Genomic DNA, 14,849 nt, shown 5'->3' on the forward strand with positions numbered 1-14,849 from the left:
TAGACTACTGGTATGAGTGCTCAGCAGTCTGGTCAAAACGAACGGCTTCATCCGTATTGCATGAACGAATCTATGTCTCCTGGCTCGTTGCAGCTTGTGTCTCCAGTCATACAACCTGCCCTTGTGGTTGCGTTCAATACACCCGCGTTTGAGGTGATCCGGCAAATGCACCAGTCGCAGATGGCCTGTGTTCTGGTGGTGGAGCAGCAACGACTGGTTGGCCTGTTTACAGAAGCGGATCTGGTACGGGCGATCGCCACAGGCACCGAACTAACCAACCTGACCATTGCTGCCGTGATGGCAACCCAGGTCATTAGCTTAAGCGAAACTGAGGCAGAGGATATTTGCACCGTTTTACGCCACTTTCAGGCGGCGCACATTAGCCACCTGCCCATTTTAAACAGTTGCGGCTACCCCGTGGGGATGGTGACCCAGGCCAGTATTTTGCAAGCGCTCGACCCTGGCACCGCTCCGATCGCTCCTTCCTGGCCGCACAGCGCAGCGGAAGAAGCGGAGTCATCGCCTCAGGTGGGGACAAAAACCATCCCAGATCAAAACCGCTACCAGGCGATCGTTGCCAGCCATACAGCATACATTGCCAAACTCAGTGCCATTCTTAATAGCACGATCGCCTCAACGGTTCGCTTCCGAGTTTTTGCCAATCAGGACTGGGAATATGAGTATCAATCGGTCGGCTGTGAAACCCTCTTTGGCTACACGGCGGCGGAAATTCTGGCTAACAAAATGCTCTGGATATCGCGGGTGTTTCCAGCCGACCGAGACACGGTGATTATGCCATTGTTCGCAGACATTTTTGCCGGACGGACAGCAACCGTAGACTATCGATTTCAGCACAAGGATGGATCGCTGCGATGGATCTCAGGCACTTATATTTCGTGCTGGGATGACAGCGCCAAAAATTGGCTGGTGACAGGCGTTAGTACTGACATCAGCGACGCTAAGGGGAACGAAGCAAAACGTCAACAGGCCGAAGCTGCATTGCGCGAAAGTGAAGAGCAACGACGGTTAGCCTTAGATCTCAGCGAAATTGGCATGTGGGACTGGCAAATTACGATCGACAAAGAGGTTTGGAGCGATCAGCACTTCCGCTTGCTAGGTTTAGAGCCAGGTGCAATCGAAACGAACCAGCAGGCATGGTTCAACTGCATTCATCCAGACGATCAGATCTACGTTCAACAGGTCTTGGCTGCCAGCCACCACCACCACGCTGCCATTGAGGTTGAGTACCGCGTCGTATATCCCGATGGCAGCTTTCACTGGAGATTAAGCAAAGGCCAGTATATCTACAACGAGTCGGGGCAAGCGATTCGTGCTGTTGGCATCATTATGGATATCAACGATCGCAAACGAGCAGAGGAGCAAATCACCCAGGCAGAGTTGCAATATCGGATGCTGGTTGAGCAGATTCCAGGAGTGGTTTATACTGCACCCCTCACAGACACTCCCCAGTTTTCTTACATCAGTCCTAATCTGCTGCACCTATTAAACGTTCCAGCAGACGAATGGATTCCAGGGACGTTTAACAGTTGGGCTGAGTATGTTCATCCCGACGATCGCGATCGCGTCTTACAGGTTCTCAACGCTCAACTGGCCGCCAACGAACCGATCCAGGCGGAATATCGGATGCTCACCCGCGACAACAGAACGATATGGGTGCGAGATTGCGCTCGGCGTGTTCTGGCGATTGACAGAAAAACCTGGGTGCTTCAGGGTATCGTATTTGACATCAGCGAACGTAAACAGGCGGAGGCCGCCCTGCGCCAGAGTGAAGCCCGCTATCTAGCGATTTTGCAAGATCAAACTGACTTGATCATTCGCTTCTTGCCCGATGGTACGTTGACCTTTGTGAATGAGGCATTTTGCCGCTACTTTGGCTTGGCGCGAGCAGAGGTTATTGGTCAATGTTATGAGCCCAGCGTTCTAGAAGAAGACCGTGAATGGGTCGCTCAACAGCTTCAAACAATTCACCCAGACAATCCCGTTGTCTGTATCGAGAACCGGGTCATTGCTCAGGGGCAAATACGCTGGACGCAGTGGGTTAACCGGGGCATTTTCGATGAGCAAGGGCAAAAGGTTGAATTGCAGGGGGTCGGGCGCGATATTAGCGATCGCAAACGAGTAGAAGAAGAACTGGCACGCGCAAAAGCTGCAGCGGAAGCGGCTAACAAAGCCAAAAGTATTTTCCTGGCGAACATGAGCCACGAACTGCGAACGCCCCTTAATGCCATCCTGGGATTTGCCAATTTGATGTCGCGCGCTTCGTTGCTGCCCCCATCCCAACAGGAACAGTTGGACATCATCAACCGTAACGGTGAGTATTTGTTGCAGCTGATTAATGATGTCCTGTCTATCTCCAAAATTGAAGCGGGTCAGCTAACACTTGAGGAAAGCAATGTTGACCTGTATGCCCTGCTGGACAGTCTTGAAACCACCTTCCGCTTCCGTGCTGAAGCGAAAGGATTGCAGTGGATTTACGAAGGAGGAAGCCATTGTGTTTGCGCCGAGGGGCGGACTGGCATCCCCCAATATGTTCAAATCGACGAACGCAAGCTGCGTCAGATCATCACCAACCTGGTGGATAACGCAATCAAGTTTACAGAGCAGGGGCACGTCATTCTCCGAGTGGCTGTCAAGGCTACCCCAGAGTTAGAGTCAGAACCAGGCTGTTCTGCCGCCGCCAGCCCCCATCTCCTGTGTTTTGAAGTGGAGGATACTGGCCCTGGCATCGCTTCAGACGATCTCAACACGCTGTTTGATGCCTTTGTCCAGGCAGAAAGCGGGCGGAAGTCCAACCAGGGAGCAGGTTTGGGGCTTGCTATCTGTCATCGGTTTGTGCGGCTTATGGGTGGCGCGATCGCCATAGACAACCGTCGGAAAACGGGAACGGTTTTCCAGGTATCTCTGCCGCTCAAACGGTTACAAACGGATGCCCTGCAACCCGTTCCATTGCTGAAACGAAGAGTCGGCCTGGCACCGGATCAACCTACCTATCGCATCCTGGTGGCGGATGATGTAGAAGAGAATCGGCAACTGCTGGTAGCTCGGCTGCAACTGATTGGATTGGATGTCCGAGCGGCAAAAAATGGGCAAGAAGCGGTTGATCTATGGAATAGCTATTGGCCTCACCTGATCTGGATGGACATCCGCATGCCTATCATGGATGGCTTTGAAGCCACCCGGCACATCCGGGCTATGGAACAAGCAAGGCAGGCAGGCCAAAAGTCTGTGGAACGCCAACCACCGCTCACGAAAATTATTGCGATCACAGCCAGCGTATTTGAGGAAGAACGTCAGCGCATTTTGACGGCAGGCTGTGATGATTGTGTGAGCAAACCGTGTTCAGAGGACATTTTCTTCGACAAAATGAGTCAGCATTTAGGGGTGCGCTATCGCTATGATGCGGTTTCTTCGGCGATCGCTCAACCCGCACTTATCAGTCAGGCTCAGTTGCTCGAAGCGTTGTCTACCATGCCTCCCGAATGGGTTGCGGCAGTCAATTGTGCTGCACGGCGAGTCAGAGAGCGAGAGATTGTCCAGCTTTTAGAGCAAGTTCCAGAATCCCAGGCATCTCTTAAGCTTGCCATCCTAACGCTCGTCAATGAGTTTGAGCTAGAGCAGTTAATTCATTTAACCCAACCATAGGAGGAACTGTAACCATTGGTGTTCCCATCTCTATCATCGATGAGTGGTCTGCTCACAGGTTAAACGAATAAGAGAGACCCGACTGGGACAACATTGCGTTTGCCGCATGGCTATCAATCGGTTTAGAAAATAAGTAGCCCTGCATCTGGTTACATCCTAACGCCTTGAGAGCCTTCAACTCTTGAGCCGTTTCTACCCCCTCGGCAATGACTTCTAGACCTAGCTTCGTAGCCAGGAGGATAATTGTTTTGCTAATGTCCCATTTTTGACCATTGACAAAGGAGCGATCGATTTTCAGGGCATCAACTGGTAAATCCTGTAATCGGCTCAATGAAGAATAACCCGTACCGAAATCGTCAATGTATAAACGAACGCCTAGCGCCTTCAGTTCTGAGAGAACACCGATCGCCATCTCATAATTTTGAATCAGCGCACTTTCTGTAATCTCCAACTTTAAGCTATTGGGTGCAATGTTGGTGTCTTGCAAAATTTGCCGAACCTGCGAAACCAAATCAGGCTGCAACAACTGTAGAGGCGATAGATTGACACTCATCGTCAGAGGAGAGTGGGCAGGAAACTGCTGCTGCCAACGGTGCAGTTGTTGGCACGCCTGTTCCAAAATCCACATTCCCAGCGGATGAATTATTCCTGTCTTTTCGGCCAGGGGAATGAATACCGCCGGGGGAATAGACCCTCTATAGTAATGTTTCCAGCGAGCTAGCGCCTCAAACCCAATGATGCGATCGCTCTCTACGGATACCATCGGTTGATAGACTAACTGAAATTCCTGACAGTCCAGAGCTTGATACAGGTCGTTCTCTAGCTGGAAGTGCTCAATTTCGGTGGACGACAAAATCGTCATTGGTAAAAGCGATTCGTGGTCGATCGCATCAGCCAGACGAGTCAGACGGTCTGCATTGCTAATAGCAATACTGAGGAGCTGTTGCCCTTCTTCTGATAACGCCCCAAGCTGACCCATTTTTAGCAACCCTAATGAACCCAGAATGGCAGTGAGGGGGGTTCGGAGTTCATGGCTAATTAGTGACGTGATATCTTCGAACGGTTGAACAGCAAACGCTTTAGCAGAATGGTCGAGTCCCGCAGGCTCTGGATTGACACTCTCAAACTGAATCATATGGGATGATGAAATACATTAAAGTACCCGGTAGGTTGCGACTCTCCGGTTAGAATCCGGAGAACTTGCCGTTCCAATTGGCGATCGCATCCGCTTAAAGGAAACGTTAAATCGGGTGGAACAGCCGTTAGAATACTTTCAAACAAGGCACCACACTCTTAGTCTCAACTGGTTACAATCAGCGGAACGCTCCCTTTTATATCGTTGAGAAGTAAAAGTGACAATACATAACGGTATAACTGACTGTATAACTGCGCGGACTACCTGAAGAACCTGGAAAGAGACAACGCAACGATTTGACTAAAGAATTAGACTAGCTTTAGCCACATATTAGGCTGCAAATGTGACATCTGCGTGACAAGACCAGACGTTAGCGGTGCAACGGGTTGGAAGTATCTGCCAGTCTAGTACTACAGTTGTAGATTTGACGTTGAAAGAAGCCGACGTTTGTAGCGATGAAACCTTGCAATGGCTGGGTGAATTCGTCGCCACGTAGACCAGTGCAAGATGTAGTCCACGCTTGGCATCCAAGCCCGCAGCAGTGCCCATAATACCCGACGCACTTCGGGCATACTCAAAAGGTTCTTTTAGCGAAACCGCCAGTACATAGGCTTCCCTCTGATCCTCAAGCCATAATCGCAAGCGCCGGTCACTGCCGTACACTTCATCCCCACTAATCCAAGCATGGGGCACTCCAGCTTGGCGGCACCGCTCAGGTGCATTTGTCCAACTCTTGAGCAGGTAGAGTTCTCGGTCTAAAAACGTATAGCCTAGGGAGTGCTATCCCCTACCTGCTCGGCAATTTGCCAACCATTTTTACGTTCTACTGAACTGAGCAAGCCTTGCAGATAATCCTGAGCGTGTTGTTTGATTTCGACGCGTTTGAAGTGAGGATCAAACCGCTGGTTCAAACGATGAAATTTATCTGCCCATTGCTGGACAGCTTCTGCTGAAATTGGAGTCGCTGTGGTCAGAACAGACACATTCGAGAGCGTGACAAAAATGCCTGCATCCCTGACTGCATGACTATTCTAGCTAATCTACAACTGTAGCATTAAGGCGTGTTGATCCTGGAAGTTCCAACTCTATAGACTTTTGAACGATTCAAAGTCCCCCAATCTTGGAGTATTTAGGGGGCGAAAAGCACAACGTAACCTAGCAATCAGGAGTTTTAAAACACGCCCTAGCGACTTGAAAAGCTCTGCCGAGATAAGGATTAGACTGGTCAATATTCAATGCCGCTGAACCAAGCTCAATGGTCTCTGAAAGATTCAGTTGATACAAGTTCCTCACAAGTTTCTCAAGTTGTTCCCCTAACCTGAGAATAGAATTTCACTTGAATTTGACGCGATCGACTGGCTTAGGAGGGAGCAATGGAAATTATCAGGAAGATTAATGATGAACTTGCGATCGCAGGACACATTACACTCGAAGAATTACGACAGATTGCCGCAGAAGGATATAAATCTGTACTGAACTTGCGATCGCCCGGGCGTTCCTCAAATAAAGAGCAACAGGAAGTTGAACGCTTAGAGTTACGCTACGTCAACCTGCCAATTGATACTGAGGTAATGAATCCTGAGATTACAGTCAAAGTCCTTCATCAGATCAATCAACTACCCAAACCCATGTTAGTGTGTTGTAACAATGCAACGTTGGCAGCCGCAATGGTGTTAATGCACATTGCCGTCAAGCAGGGGCAACCCTTGCAGCAAGCTTTTCAACGAGCGGAAGAACTTGGACTGTTCAAAAACTATCCTCAACCGGCTCCTTCAGGCTAACTGTGCCATTCAAAGGCTCCAACTGAGGATTGCAGCAATCTGGCTGGCAAGCTGTAGAGGATTAAACGGTTTGGCGATCGCCCCCTGCACACCCAATTCGTCATAACGACGACGATCGGATGCTTGCACTTTTGCAGTGAGCAAAACAACCGGAATCTGACGAGTAGTTGGATTATCCTGCAATTGTTGAAATGTAGTAGGGCCATCCATATCAGGCATCATCACATCCAGCAGAATTGCATCCGGCTGTTCAGCTTCTGCTTTGGCAATGCCTTCTTGCCCCGAACTTGCTGTAAACACCTGCCATCCAGCGGTCGTTCGTAAGCAAATTTGCGTTACTTCTTGAATGTATTGCTCGTTGTCGATGACGAGAATGCGTTTAGTCATGGCTGTTGGTCGTTGGTAATATCTCTATTTTGCGGCAATCGCGGTTCTGTTCTGCCCGCGCCAATAGGTGCCCGCAAAAGAATATTGCGACCAGAAAGAATGGCGGCGATCGCCTCCTGTTGAAATGGATGGGGTTGGAAAGTGGTCAGGCTATGAAAACAGGTGCCGACTGATTCTTCAAAGTCACGTTCATGATTCACAGATTTGAGTATGATTTGCAATAGCCCCAGCACCAATCTCATCAGCTCAGGAGTATAACAATTTCCTCAATCGTCAGGTTAGAGGGATGATTCCAGGGAGAACCCCCAACGGTGCGGCGGCCTCCCCAGTTTCCGGTTTCGGGAGCTTTGCGTTGTTCTGCCTGGGTGAGGCGATCGAAGGTACCCTGGGTGTAATCGAGCAGGTGCTGCTCTGGATGCAGGGGAATACTGCCCAATGTGTATTGGTTGCCGCCTGCACGATGATCTCGCAAGGTAATTGCTTCCGGGCGCAAGGAGTGGGAGCGTGACCCAAGTGCATGATAAAAGGAGCGCGGGTCAACGGCATGTCCAACCCTGCAAACATCACACACCGCGATCGCTCCTCGATCTGTTTCAATCAATTGAATCCGATTTTCATCCTTGAGCATTTGAGCATCGGCTTCAATTTGCTGCCAGTAATCATCGGCTTCACCACCTTCTCCGGGATAGGGTTGCTCGCCCTTTGCGGCGGCTATTAGCCACTCGGTTCCTCGTCGAAAGGCTTCTGATGAATAAGCTTGCCAATGGTCTTCTGTCCAGTCTTTGCGCTCGTGGGGTAATCCTAAATCGGCGGCGATGCCTTCGCTCGATTTCTTGAGGGCAGCATCGGCTTTAGCAGCAAATTCAGCATACTGGTTGAGGTCAAGTGGAACCATGAGATGATCGCAGTCCCAGGCGATCGCTTTGAATTTGGCGATCGTTTCTGGAGTCAGCACCTCTCGCGGCAATTGCACCCAGGCAGCAGCACAACAGGCATCAGCATCGACCATTGTAGTGACGAAGCAGGGAGATTGATCGGTGGCCTGTTCTTCTAGAAAAGAGAAGCGATCGGGTAAGGGAATCTCGTCCATCTGGATATCGGCTCCATCCGGACGGTGATGATCCCAATGAAGATCGCCAGGTTTCGCTTCCCAGTTGGGTACGGTGCCATCTACCATGATGATCTGGTGGTCAGAGGGAAGGCGATCGGCTCTGGTGGTGACGAGGTACATAGAACATTGGCAATGAGGAAGTATTTTAAGATTAGAAATAACTGAGTCAAAAAACACCAATCTTGGTGAGGAAGCCACTATGGGCGTACAAATTCCACTTCAAAGCATTCAGGTGCCACCAGGAAAGCATGTTTTGTTCCAAAAGGTCAGTTGGGAGGACTTTGAGGCGATTTTACAGGAATTGGGCGATCGCCGTTCAACTCGTGTGGCTTACTGTAATGGAACGTTCGAAATCATGACCCCTTTGCCTGAACATGAGTATTTCAAGGAAACGATCGGAGATGCCATTAAAGATATGGCGGAAACTTTAGAGCTAGACTATGAGAGTTACGGCTCTACCACTTGGCGACAGCGGGCAAAACAAGCAGGGCTAGAATCGGATAACTGTTTTTATTTTCAAAATGAGGCGATCGTGCGTGGCAGACTCGATATTAATCTTGCGATCGATCCTCCACCGGATCTGGCTTTGGAAATCGATGTCACCAGTAAGTCATTAGAACGGCTCCCTATCTATGCCCTTTTAGGGATTCCTGAACTCTGGTGCTACGACGCTGGAACACTCACGATCTATCAGTTTCAGGATGGGCAGTACGTTGAAGTTCGCCAAAGTATGGTTTTTCCGCAACTGAATATTCAGGCGTTACCGCAACTGATAGAAGCGAATCGAGCGGCTGGACGGTTGGCACTGCGGCGATCGGTTAGGGCTTGGGTGAGGGAGCAAGTTCTTTAGGAAGGAGGATTTATGGTTACATTGCAACTTCGGCAATTGGACGTTCCACCAGGACATCGAGTGAAGTTCCATGACGTAGAGTGGGATGAATTTGAAGCCATACTAGAAGAAATGGGAGAACACCGGGGTACACGTATTGCTTACGATAACGGAATATTAGAGATCATGACCCCCCTTCCAGAACATGAGTCTGATAAAGAAATAATCGGTGATCTACTTAAGGCATTTCTGGAAGAATGTGATGTTGATTTTTTGACATTGGGTTCAACAACATTTAAGAATCCTCAAACCCTGAAAGGGATTGAACCTGATCAATGTTTCTACATCCAAAATGAAGCATCTGTACGGGGTAAAAAACGATTAGATCTCAGCATTGATCCGCCCCCTGATCTGGCATTAGAAATAGACATAACTTCTCGCACCCATCCTGCAACGTATGCATCTCTTCGTGTTCCAGAACTATGGCGACGAGAGGGCGATCGCATTCAAATTTACGTTCTACAATCCGAACAGTATGTTGAGGTGGAGGATAGCCCAACTTTCTCAGGATGGTATTTACATACCGTGATTCCTCAGTATGTAGAACAAAGTCGCTCGATTGGGCGAAACAAGACGATGAGAGCCTTTCGAGCCTGGGTGAGAGCGGAGTTGGAGAAAAGAGGGTGAGGGGCGATCGCTTCATCCATCTCTCACTTACGCTTCGGTTTTTTCTGTGCTCTCTCCAGAGCTAACTCCATACCAGTCTTGCCACATTGATCCGAGGAAGAGGCTGCAAGTTTCCATGAATTCTATCGTTCAAACAGGCTCTCTAGCGTTTCAGTCCCGAAAGCGGGATTCATTGGGCTGCGAGACCCGATTTATGTGGGTTTGGATGAATATCAAGACTTCAGTTTCAGTCCCGCAAGCGGGATTCATTGGGCTGCGAGTGTAATGGCTGTGATGAGCCAGGAATGCGATCGCCTGTTTCAGTCCCGCAAGCGGGATTCATTGGGCTGCGAGTTTCGATCGTCAGATCAAGAGAAGGTAATTGCTTTTCGTTTCAGTCCCGCAAGCGGGATTCATTGGGCTGCGAGACAAGTGGTTAAAGGACAACTTGAACCGACTCTCGTTTCAGTCCCGCAAGCGGGATTCATTGGGCTGCGAGTGCTAATCTGCGTTAACGCAGCAATATCTCTCTTTTGTTTCAGTCCCGCAAGCGGGATTCATTGGGCTGCGAGCAACCCATGCCTCCCTCACCTGATCCCCGAATTGCAGGTTTCAGTCCCGCAAGCGGGATTCATTGGGCTGCGAGAGCGCAGCCTGAGATGCCCTCCTAGAGCAGTTTCTGGGATGGTTTTTGGCAGACCTCCAAAAAGATGCCAATTCCAGCCCTCAACCGCCGCTGACTTTCAATTCCTCTGACCAGGTTGAAAATCTAAAAGTATTGAATTGCCGAGGTTCTAGCGATTTTGGCGGAACCCCCAGGGTTTTGACTCCCACTTCGGTCTGCCAAATTTAACGTACCCCCATCATAAGACGATCGCCTGCTCTTGTCGAGGTTGCTGCAAACCTGCGCCGGTAGTGTGCTAGACCTGTGGAAGGAGTTACACGGCAAGCCCAAATTCATAGCGGTTCACAAATAGCCCAATGACGACGATGTCGTGCATCCACTCTGACTTAGAGAAACAGATGGTTTTGCGAGCCAAGCGTTTGATCCGAGTTCGTAAGGTTAAATGCTTACGCTCAATCTTCTGAGTGTACTGTTTGCCCACCTCATGCTGGTCTTCGTTCAGCAGTCGGGTGTATCTTCCCCAACCATCGGTGTAAAATCGCGCGATGCCAAAAGGCGTTAACAAGTGCATCAATGACTCTAGCGCTGCATCCGTGTGGGGCGCTAAAACATACGCCAGAATCGTTCCACTCGCATGATCGATCGCGTGCCATAACCAGCGTTGCTGCTGTTTATTGCCCACAAAACTCCACATTTTGCGCCTCATCGACTCGTTGCATCAAAACTTGCATAGATTCCGTTTGGGTTGCCTGCTGAAGCAGAGCTGGATTAACTTGCGTTAAGTGCCGAGACTTTTTTTAATTCTTCCATCACGGTGGTCGGGCTGATGCCCAATACACGAGCAGCATCCCGGATACCACTGCCATTGACCGCCATATCCGCAATTTGTTGTTTGACCTCCGGTAAGTACCCTCGGTAAGAGTATTGGTGAATGAAGGTGCTGCGGGAACACTGCGAGTTGCGGCACTTGTAGCGTTGTTTCCCCTCCTTTGAAGTTCCATGTTTGACCATATCAGAACTTTGGCAAGCAGGGCACAGAATGGGTTCCAGAACCATAGGAGCATGAGTTGCCAGAGGTAAAACTACTCTGCCTCAAGTCCACAGGTCTAGCACACTACCCCAGAATGAAAGGCAACGATGGATTGGAGCATTGTTTCAGTGCCATTTCCCTCAGGTCCATTGAATGGGATCAAGCTGATAGTACTGTTGCAACTGTTTGTATAGGGTTGAGTGTTTTCTCAATAGCTGCTGCGGTTTCTCAAAGAACGTTTCTGTTGCGACAGCAAAGAACTCAGCAGGATTGGTAGCGCCATACCGATCGATCACTGTCTTTCTACCATGTTCTACATCAGTGCAGAGCTGCTGATATTCACTGGTCATCACCTGTGCCCAGGTGCGGTAGTCGGAAGGGTTTTGCAACACAGGAACACCCTCCGCCTGACCATCTTCTTGATCAAGCTGGTGAGCAAATTCATGCAGCACAACGTTATGTCCATCGTTCCAGTGGCAAGTATCGTGCTTGATCTGCTCCCAGGACAGAACCACCTGATCCCTCGACCACGACTCCCCTAGCCGCGCTACACGCTTTTCTTCTACCAGAAAGGTGCCAACGGACGTTGTTTCATTGACCCAATAGGCACTGGGATAAACTAAAATGGAGCGCAGCTTTGGAAAATAGCTTTCTCGTTCATTGAGCAGAAGCAGACAGGCGATCGCCGCCACAATCAGTTTCATTTCTTCCGTGATCTGCAATCCGGCACAGCCAATGAACTGCTTCTCAGCCAGAAATACCTGAATATCCCCCTGAAGCTGGCGACGTTGCGCCGGGGATAAGTGCGAGTAGATCGGAAGATGATTTTCAACAATGGCCGCCCAAAGCGGGGGAAATGGACGATGGCTCAAACGGCTGCGTCGTTGCCTAACCAGAAGGGGATAGATTAAAATCCCGGCCACAATCAGCCCAATGATGACAAGGACAACTAAGGTTTCAATCATTGCTATGGTGCGCCACCCTGAACGATCGCCTGCTATTTCAAGTGTACTCAAGCTGGCTCAGCGTGGGATCAGGTATCACCATGGTCAGGTATCATCTAACAGATAGCCTTATCCATGTGGCGCGATCGCATCACCATTTGCACACCCCGTTCTGGAGCCATTGTCACACCTCGGCGTTTGGGGCGTTCGGGCTGCGGGTCGGCAAGGTAAAGGTCACAGCGTCTCAAAATAGTCGCTACTACCAGTTTCATCTCAAACAACGCCAACGCCTCACCAATGCAGCGACGGACACCACCGCCAAACGGCAAAAATTCGTAGGGAGAGAATTGACGCTTCAGAAACCGCTCTGGCTTAAACTGCCGTGAATCAGGATAAATATCTTCACGATGATGAGTCAAATAAATACAGCCGTACAGCCGTACTCCGGCCGCTAGAGAGTATCCCATCAGTTCTACGGGTTCTTTTACCGCCCGTGGTACGGTCAAGACCGCTACAGGGTAAATCCGCAGAGCTTCATAGCAAACGGCAGTGAGATAGGGCAGCCGTACAATACTGGCCGGATCGGGTTCCTGCCCCAGGGTTTCTAACTCCTTCAAAGCCGTGTCACGGATGCCAGGAACCCGATGAACCCAATACAGTGCCCAGGCGATCGCCGTTGCCGTGGTTTCATGTCCGGCAAGCAGCAAGGTCATCAACTCATCATGTAATTCCACCTCCGTCATTTTCTCCCCGGCTTCGTCTTGTGCCGACAACAGCAGACTCAAAATATCTGTGCGGGATGGGTCATGATACGTTTGGCGATCGCGAATTTCGGCATACAGCAATTCATCAACCTGGCGCTGGAGATGGCGGATATATCCCCAGGGACTGCGTGAACCAAAGTCCTTTTGCAACGCCGGGAAAAAGAGTACCCCTGCCAACAAAGGAACCTGAAACACATCCATAAACGCTGTAATTCGTTGTTTAAGCTGGTAAAACCGCTCTCCTTCTGCCAACCCAAACACTACCTGCAAGATGACCTCCATTGAGATATCCTGAACTGTGTTGCGGGCAATGAACACCTGATTGGGCACTAACCGATCAACTGCCTTCTCGGTGAGATCAATGATCGTCTGCCCATAAGATCGCATTCGATCGCCATGAAAGGGAGGCATGACTAACTTCCGCTCACGGCGGTGGCGATCGCCTTCCAAAACAAACATCGAATGGTTGCCCACCAACGGCTGTAACAATTGATTCGATGGTGCCGTAAACTGCTTTGTATCGTTGGAGAAAATTTGCTGAAGCGCTTGAGGATGGCTCACCAGCAGAGTATCCGTATTACCAATCACAGGAGCATTAAAAATATCACCATAGCGTTGCCCTGCGGCATCCATAAAGCCTAAAGGATCGGCTGTATATTGAATCTTTTGCAGCCAGCGAGGTGCTTTGGGGCCATCAGGAAGGTTCATTGGTGTAGTGCTTAAATAGCTTGAGTGTTATGAAGCAGGGCGATCGCCACCGTGGGGTTGAATGTTGCTATCGTCACCTATCTCACCTGAGATCGCTAGCGATCGCCACTGGTTTATCTCTTCCTCAACGAAGTAATGGATTAAGTCGTGATACAGCTTTTCCACTATGTCAGGATTAAGACCTTCCGCTTCGGCCCATTCTCGCCGCTGATTTAGCACCGTTTGAACCCGTTCTGGTGCTTTAACGCTAGCTTCGCTGGTTTTAAAGCGAGAGGCCGCTTTAACGTAGGCAAACCGCTGCCCCCACAGCGCAATGACCTGGCGATCGAGGCGATCGATCTCGGCTCGAATATCGCTCATCGTAGTGCAATCTTCAGGAGATTTCATCGAGGATTCAGTACTGCAAATAAAGCATCTAATTCGGTAGTTTAGGCTCCCGCTTCTTTTCCAGCAAGGGGTATTGCTCCTCGAATCGATGCCAACGTTTGTTCGGCTGACGGGTAGGCACGTCAGTGGACTGACATCCTCCCATCGCCGCTCTTCGAGACGGCGTGGGGTTCCTCTTTCATCCAGCCGACTTGTCCAAATCAATTGCTTGGTTTGAATAGAGGTCGTTCTGTCCAGAGGCGTTGATTTCCGAGTGCCCCCCGGTATTTATTCCAGCCAATCTCAGTCCCTTCTCCAAAATGTTCCACGCTGCATTCTCGTCTCTGCATCGAACAGAGCCGCAGTGGGGACACACATGAGTTCGGGTACTCAGAGTCTTTTGAACTGGCTGTTTGCAATCAAAGCAATCAATCGTGGTGTTCTGGGGTGGAACAGGTTGCTGTATCTTGCCGAAGATTTGGGCGTAGTATTTTACCCAATCGACAAACAAACTCCAGGCGGCATCACTGATAGATTTAGCCAAATTGTGATTGCGAACCATGTTCCGCACCTGCAAGTTTTCGTAGGCAATCAAGTCGCTAGAGATGACCAACGCACGGGCTTGTTTTACAGCCCAGTCTTTACGCTGCCGACTGACTTTCAGATGTTGTCGTCCCAGGCGATTAATCGCTTTTCTGCGATGCTTGGAACCCTTTTGCTTCTTGGACACTCGACGCTGCAACCGTTTTAGTTTGCGCTCCGATTTCCTCAAGAACTTGGGATTTTCTACTTCAGTGCCGTCTGTCGCCTTGTAGAAATACTTCAGTCCCAGATCAATGC

At 49.9% G+C, this 14,849-nt stretch carries 16 protein-coding genes and 1 CRISPR repeat array; of the genes, 4 read left to right on the forward strand and 12 right to left on the reverse strand.

The genetic code is table 11. The annotated features are described in order from the left end of the window. The first annotated feature begins 12 nt into the window (after nucleotides 1-12). Nucleotides 13-3,663 carry a PAS domain-containing protein gene (locus IQ268_RS17380; protein ID WP_193881651.1) on the forward strand — a complete coding sequence of 1,217 codons (3,651 nt, stop codon included), beginning with the start codon at nucleotides 13-15 and terminating at the stop codon, nucleotides 3,661-3,663. A gap of 52 nt (nucleotides 3,664-3,715) precedes the next feature. On the opposite strand, the gene IQ268_RS17385 is transcribed toward IQ268_RS17380, so the two are convergent. From IQ268_RS17385 to IQ268_RS17395, 3 genes are all read right to left on the reverse strand, one after another. After that, on the reverse strand, nucleotides 3,716-4,798 hold the full coding sequence (locus IQ268_RS17385; RefSeq protein WP_193881655.1) for an EAL domain-containing protein: 1,083 nt from the start codon (nucleotides 4,796-4,798) through the stop codon (nucleotides 3,716-3,718). Continuing rightward, nucleotides 4,795-4,944: a hypothetical protein gene (locus tag IQ268_RS17390; RefSeq protein ID WP_193881658.1), complete on the reverse strand. Its 150-nt coding sequence runs from the start codon at nucleotides 4,942-4,944 to the stop codon at nucleotides 4,795-4,797. Before IQ268_RS17390 ends, IQ268_RS17385 begins: the two co-directional genes overlap by 4 nt. 624 nt (nucleotides 4,945-5,568) lie before the next feature. Continuing rightward, the gene (locus tag IQ268_RS17395) at nucleotides 5,569-5,781 is read right to left on the reverse strand and encodes a hypothetical protein (protein WP_193881661.1); all 213 of its coding nucleotides are present in this window, start codon (nucleotides 5,779-5,781) and stop codon (nucleotides 5,569-5,571) included. 390 nt (nucleotides 5,782-6,171) lie between these two features. Between IQ268_RS17395 and IQ268_RS17400 the strand changes: the two genes are divergently transcribed. Next, nucleotides 6,172-6,579: a beta-lactamase hydrolase domain-containing protein gene (locus tag IQ268_RS17400; protein ID WP_193881664.1), complete on the forward strand. Its 408-nt coding sequence runs from the start codon at nucleotides 6,172-6,174 to the stop codon at nucleotides 6,577-6,579. Nucleotides 6,580-6,588: 9 nt separating this feature from the next. On the opposite strand, the gene IQ268_RS17405 is transcribed toward IQ268_RS17400, so the two are convergent. The 3 genes from IQ268_RS17405 to IQ268_RS17415 are packed head-to-tail and all read right to left on the reverse strand — an operon-like array spanning nucleotide 6,589 to nucleotide 8,197. Beyond that, nucleotides 6,589-6,966 carry a response regulator gene (locus tag IQ268_RS17405; protein ID WP_193881667.1) on the reverse strand — a complete coding sequence of 126 codons (378 nt, stop codon included), beginning with the start codon at nucleotides 6,964-6,966 and terminating at the stop codon, nucleotides 6,589-6,591. Further along, on the reverse strand, nucleotides 6,963-7,166 hold the full coding sequence (locus IQ268_RS17410) for a hypothetical protein (protein WP_193881670.1): 204 nt from the start codon (nucleotides 7,164-7,166) through the stop codon (nucleotides 6,963-6,965). The genes IQ268_RS17405 and IQ268_RS17410 overlap by 4 nt, the downstream gene beginning before the upstream one ends. A 41-nt stretch (nucleotides 7,167-7,207) precedes the next feature. Next, the gene (locus tag IQ268_RS17415; protein WP_193881673.1) at nucleotides 7,208-8,197 is read right to left on the reverse strand and encodes a hypothetical protein; all 990 of its coding nucleotides are present in this window, start codon (nucleotides 8,195-8,197) and stop codon (nucleotides 7,208-7,210) included. Between the two features lie 79 nt (nucleotides 8,198-8,276). On the opposite strand from IQ268_RS17415, the gene IQ268_RS17420 reads away from it, so the two are divergent. Together IQ268_RS17420 and IQ268_RS17425 are read left to right on the forward strand one after the other, a co-directional pair. Continuing rightward, nucleotides 8,277-8,927, forward strand: coding sequence for a Uma2 family endonuclease (locus IQ268_RS17420; protein WP_193881676.1), 651 nt, complete (start codon nucleotides 8,277-8,279; stop codon nucleotides 8,925-8,927). Between the two features lie 12 nt (nucleotides 8,928-8,939). Further along, on the forward strand, nucleotides 8,940-9,593 hold the full coding sequence (locus IQ268_RS17425) for a Uma2 family endonuclease (RefSeq protein WP_193881679.1): 654 nt from the start codon (nucleotides 8,940-8,942) through the stop codon (nucleotides 9,591-9,593). A 147-nt stretch (nucleotides 9,594-9,740) separates the two neighbouring features. Further along, nucleotides 9,741-10,218: a CRISPR direct-repeat array (repeat unit 37 nt; unit sequence GTTTCAGTCCCGCAAGCGGGATTCATTGGGCTGCGAG). Between the two features lie 292 nt (nucleotides 10,219-10,510). Here the strand turns inward: IQ268_RS17425 and IQ268_RS32355 are convergent. The 6 genes from IQ268_RS32355 to IQ268_RS17450 all read right to left on the reverse strand — a co-directional run. After that, nucleotides 10,511-10,891, reverse strand: a complete 381-nt coding sequence (locus IQ268_RS32355; RefSeq protein ID WP_228035466.1) for an IS1 family transposase — start codon at nucleotides 10,889-10,891, stop codon at nucleotides 10,511-10,513. Between the two features lie 74 nt (nucleotides 10,892-10,965). Continuing rightward, nucleotides 10,966-11,253, reverse strand: a complete 288-nt coding sequence (locus IQ268_RS32360; RefSeq protein ID WP_228035467.1) for an IS1-like element transposase — start codon at nucleotides 11,251-11,253, stop codon at nucleotides 10,966-10,968. Nucleotides 11,254-11,367: 114 nt separating this feature from the next. After that, on the reverse strand, nucleotides 11,368-12,192 hold the full coding sequence (locus tag IQ268_RS17435; RefSeq protein WP_193881702.1) for a M90 family metallopeptidase: 825 nt from the start codon (nucleotides 12,190-12,192) through the stop codon (nucleotides 11,368-11,370). A 95-nt stretch (nucleotides 12,193-12,287) separates the two neighbouring features. Further along, nucleotides 12,288-13,643 carry a cytochrome P450 gene (locus IQ268_RS17440; protein WP_193881682.1) on the reverse strand — a complete coding sequence of 452 codons (1,356 nt, stop codon included), beginning with the start codon at nucleotides 13,641-13,643 and terminating at the stop codon, nucleotides 12,288-12,290. 27 nt (nucleotides 13,644-13,670) lie between these two features. Beyond that, on the reverse strand, nucleotides 13,671-14,030 hold the full coding sequence (locus tag IQ268_RS17445) for an isochorismate lyase (protein WP_193881685.1): 360 nt from the start codon (nucleotides 14,028-14,030) through the stop codon (nucleotides 13,671-13,673). Between the two features lie 178 nt (nucleotides 14,031-14,208). Continuing rightward, a partial coding sequence (locus tag IQ268_RS17450; protein WP_193881687.1) for an RNA-guided endonuclease TnpB family protein occupies nucleotides 14,209-14,849 on the reverse strand: 641 nt, incomplete at its 5' end.

The organism is Oculatella sp. LEGE 06141 (genome assembly GCF_015207605.1).
GTDB lineage: Bacteria > Cyanobacteriota > Cyanobacteriia > Elainellales > Elainellaceae > Oculatella.

Bases quoted from the DNA above. Each gene is read 5' to 3' on its own strand.
- IQ268_RS17380 (WP_193881651.1), top strand. From the start codon at position 13: ATGAGTGCTCAGCAGTCTGGTCAAAACGAACGGCTTCATCCGTATTGC.
- IQ268_RS17385 (WP_193881655.1), bottom strand. From the start codon at position 4,798: ATGATTCAGTTTGAGAGTGTCAATCCAGAGCCTGCGGGACTCGACCAT.
- IQ268_RS17400 (WP_193881664.1), top strand. From the start codon at position 6,172: ATGGAAATTATCAGGAAGATTAATGATGAACTTGCGATCGCAGGACAC.
- IQ268_RS17405 (WP_193881667.1), bottom strand. From the start codon at position 6,966: ATGACTAAACGCATTCTCGTCATCGACAACGAGCAATACATTCAAGAA.
- IQ268_RS17415 (WP_193881673.1), bottom strand. From the start codon at position 8,197: ATGTACCTCGTCACCACCAGAGCCGATCGCCTTCCCTCTGACCACCAG.
- IQ268_RS17420 (WP_193881676.1), top strand. From the start codon at position 8,277: ATGGGCGTACAAATTCCACTTCAAAGCATTCAGGTGCCACCAGGAAAG.
- IQ268_RS17425 (WP_193881679.1), top strand. From the start codon at position 8,940: ATGGTTACATTGCAACTTCGGCAATTGGACGTTCCACCAGGACATCGA.
- IQ268_RS32355 (WP_228035466.1), bottom strand. From the start codon at position 10,891: ATGTGGAGTTTTGTGGGCAATAAACAGCAGCAACGCTGGTTATGGCAC.
- IQ268_RS32360 (WP_228035467.1), bottom strand. From the start codon at position 11,253: ATGGTTCTGGAACCCATTCTGTGCCCTGCTTGCCAAAGTTCTGATATG.
- IQ268_RS17435 (WP_193881702.1), bottom strand. From the start codon at position 12,192: ATGATTGAAACCTTAGTTGTCCTTGTCATCATTGGGCTGATTGTGGCC.
- IQ268_RS17440 (WP_193881682.1), bottom strand. From the start codon at position 13,643: ATGAACCTTCCTGATGGCCCCAAAGCACCTCGCTGGCTGCAAAAGATT.
- IQ268_RS17445 (WP_193881685.1), bottom strand. From the start codon at position 14,030: ATGAAATCTCCTGAAGATTGCACTACGATGAGCGATATTCGAGCCGAG.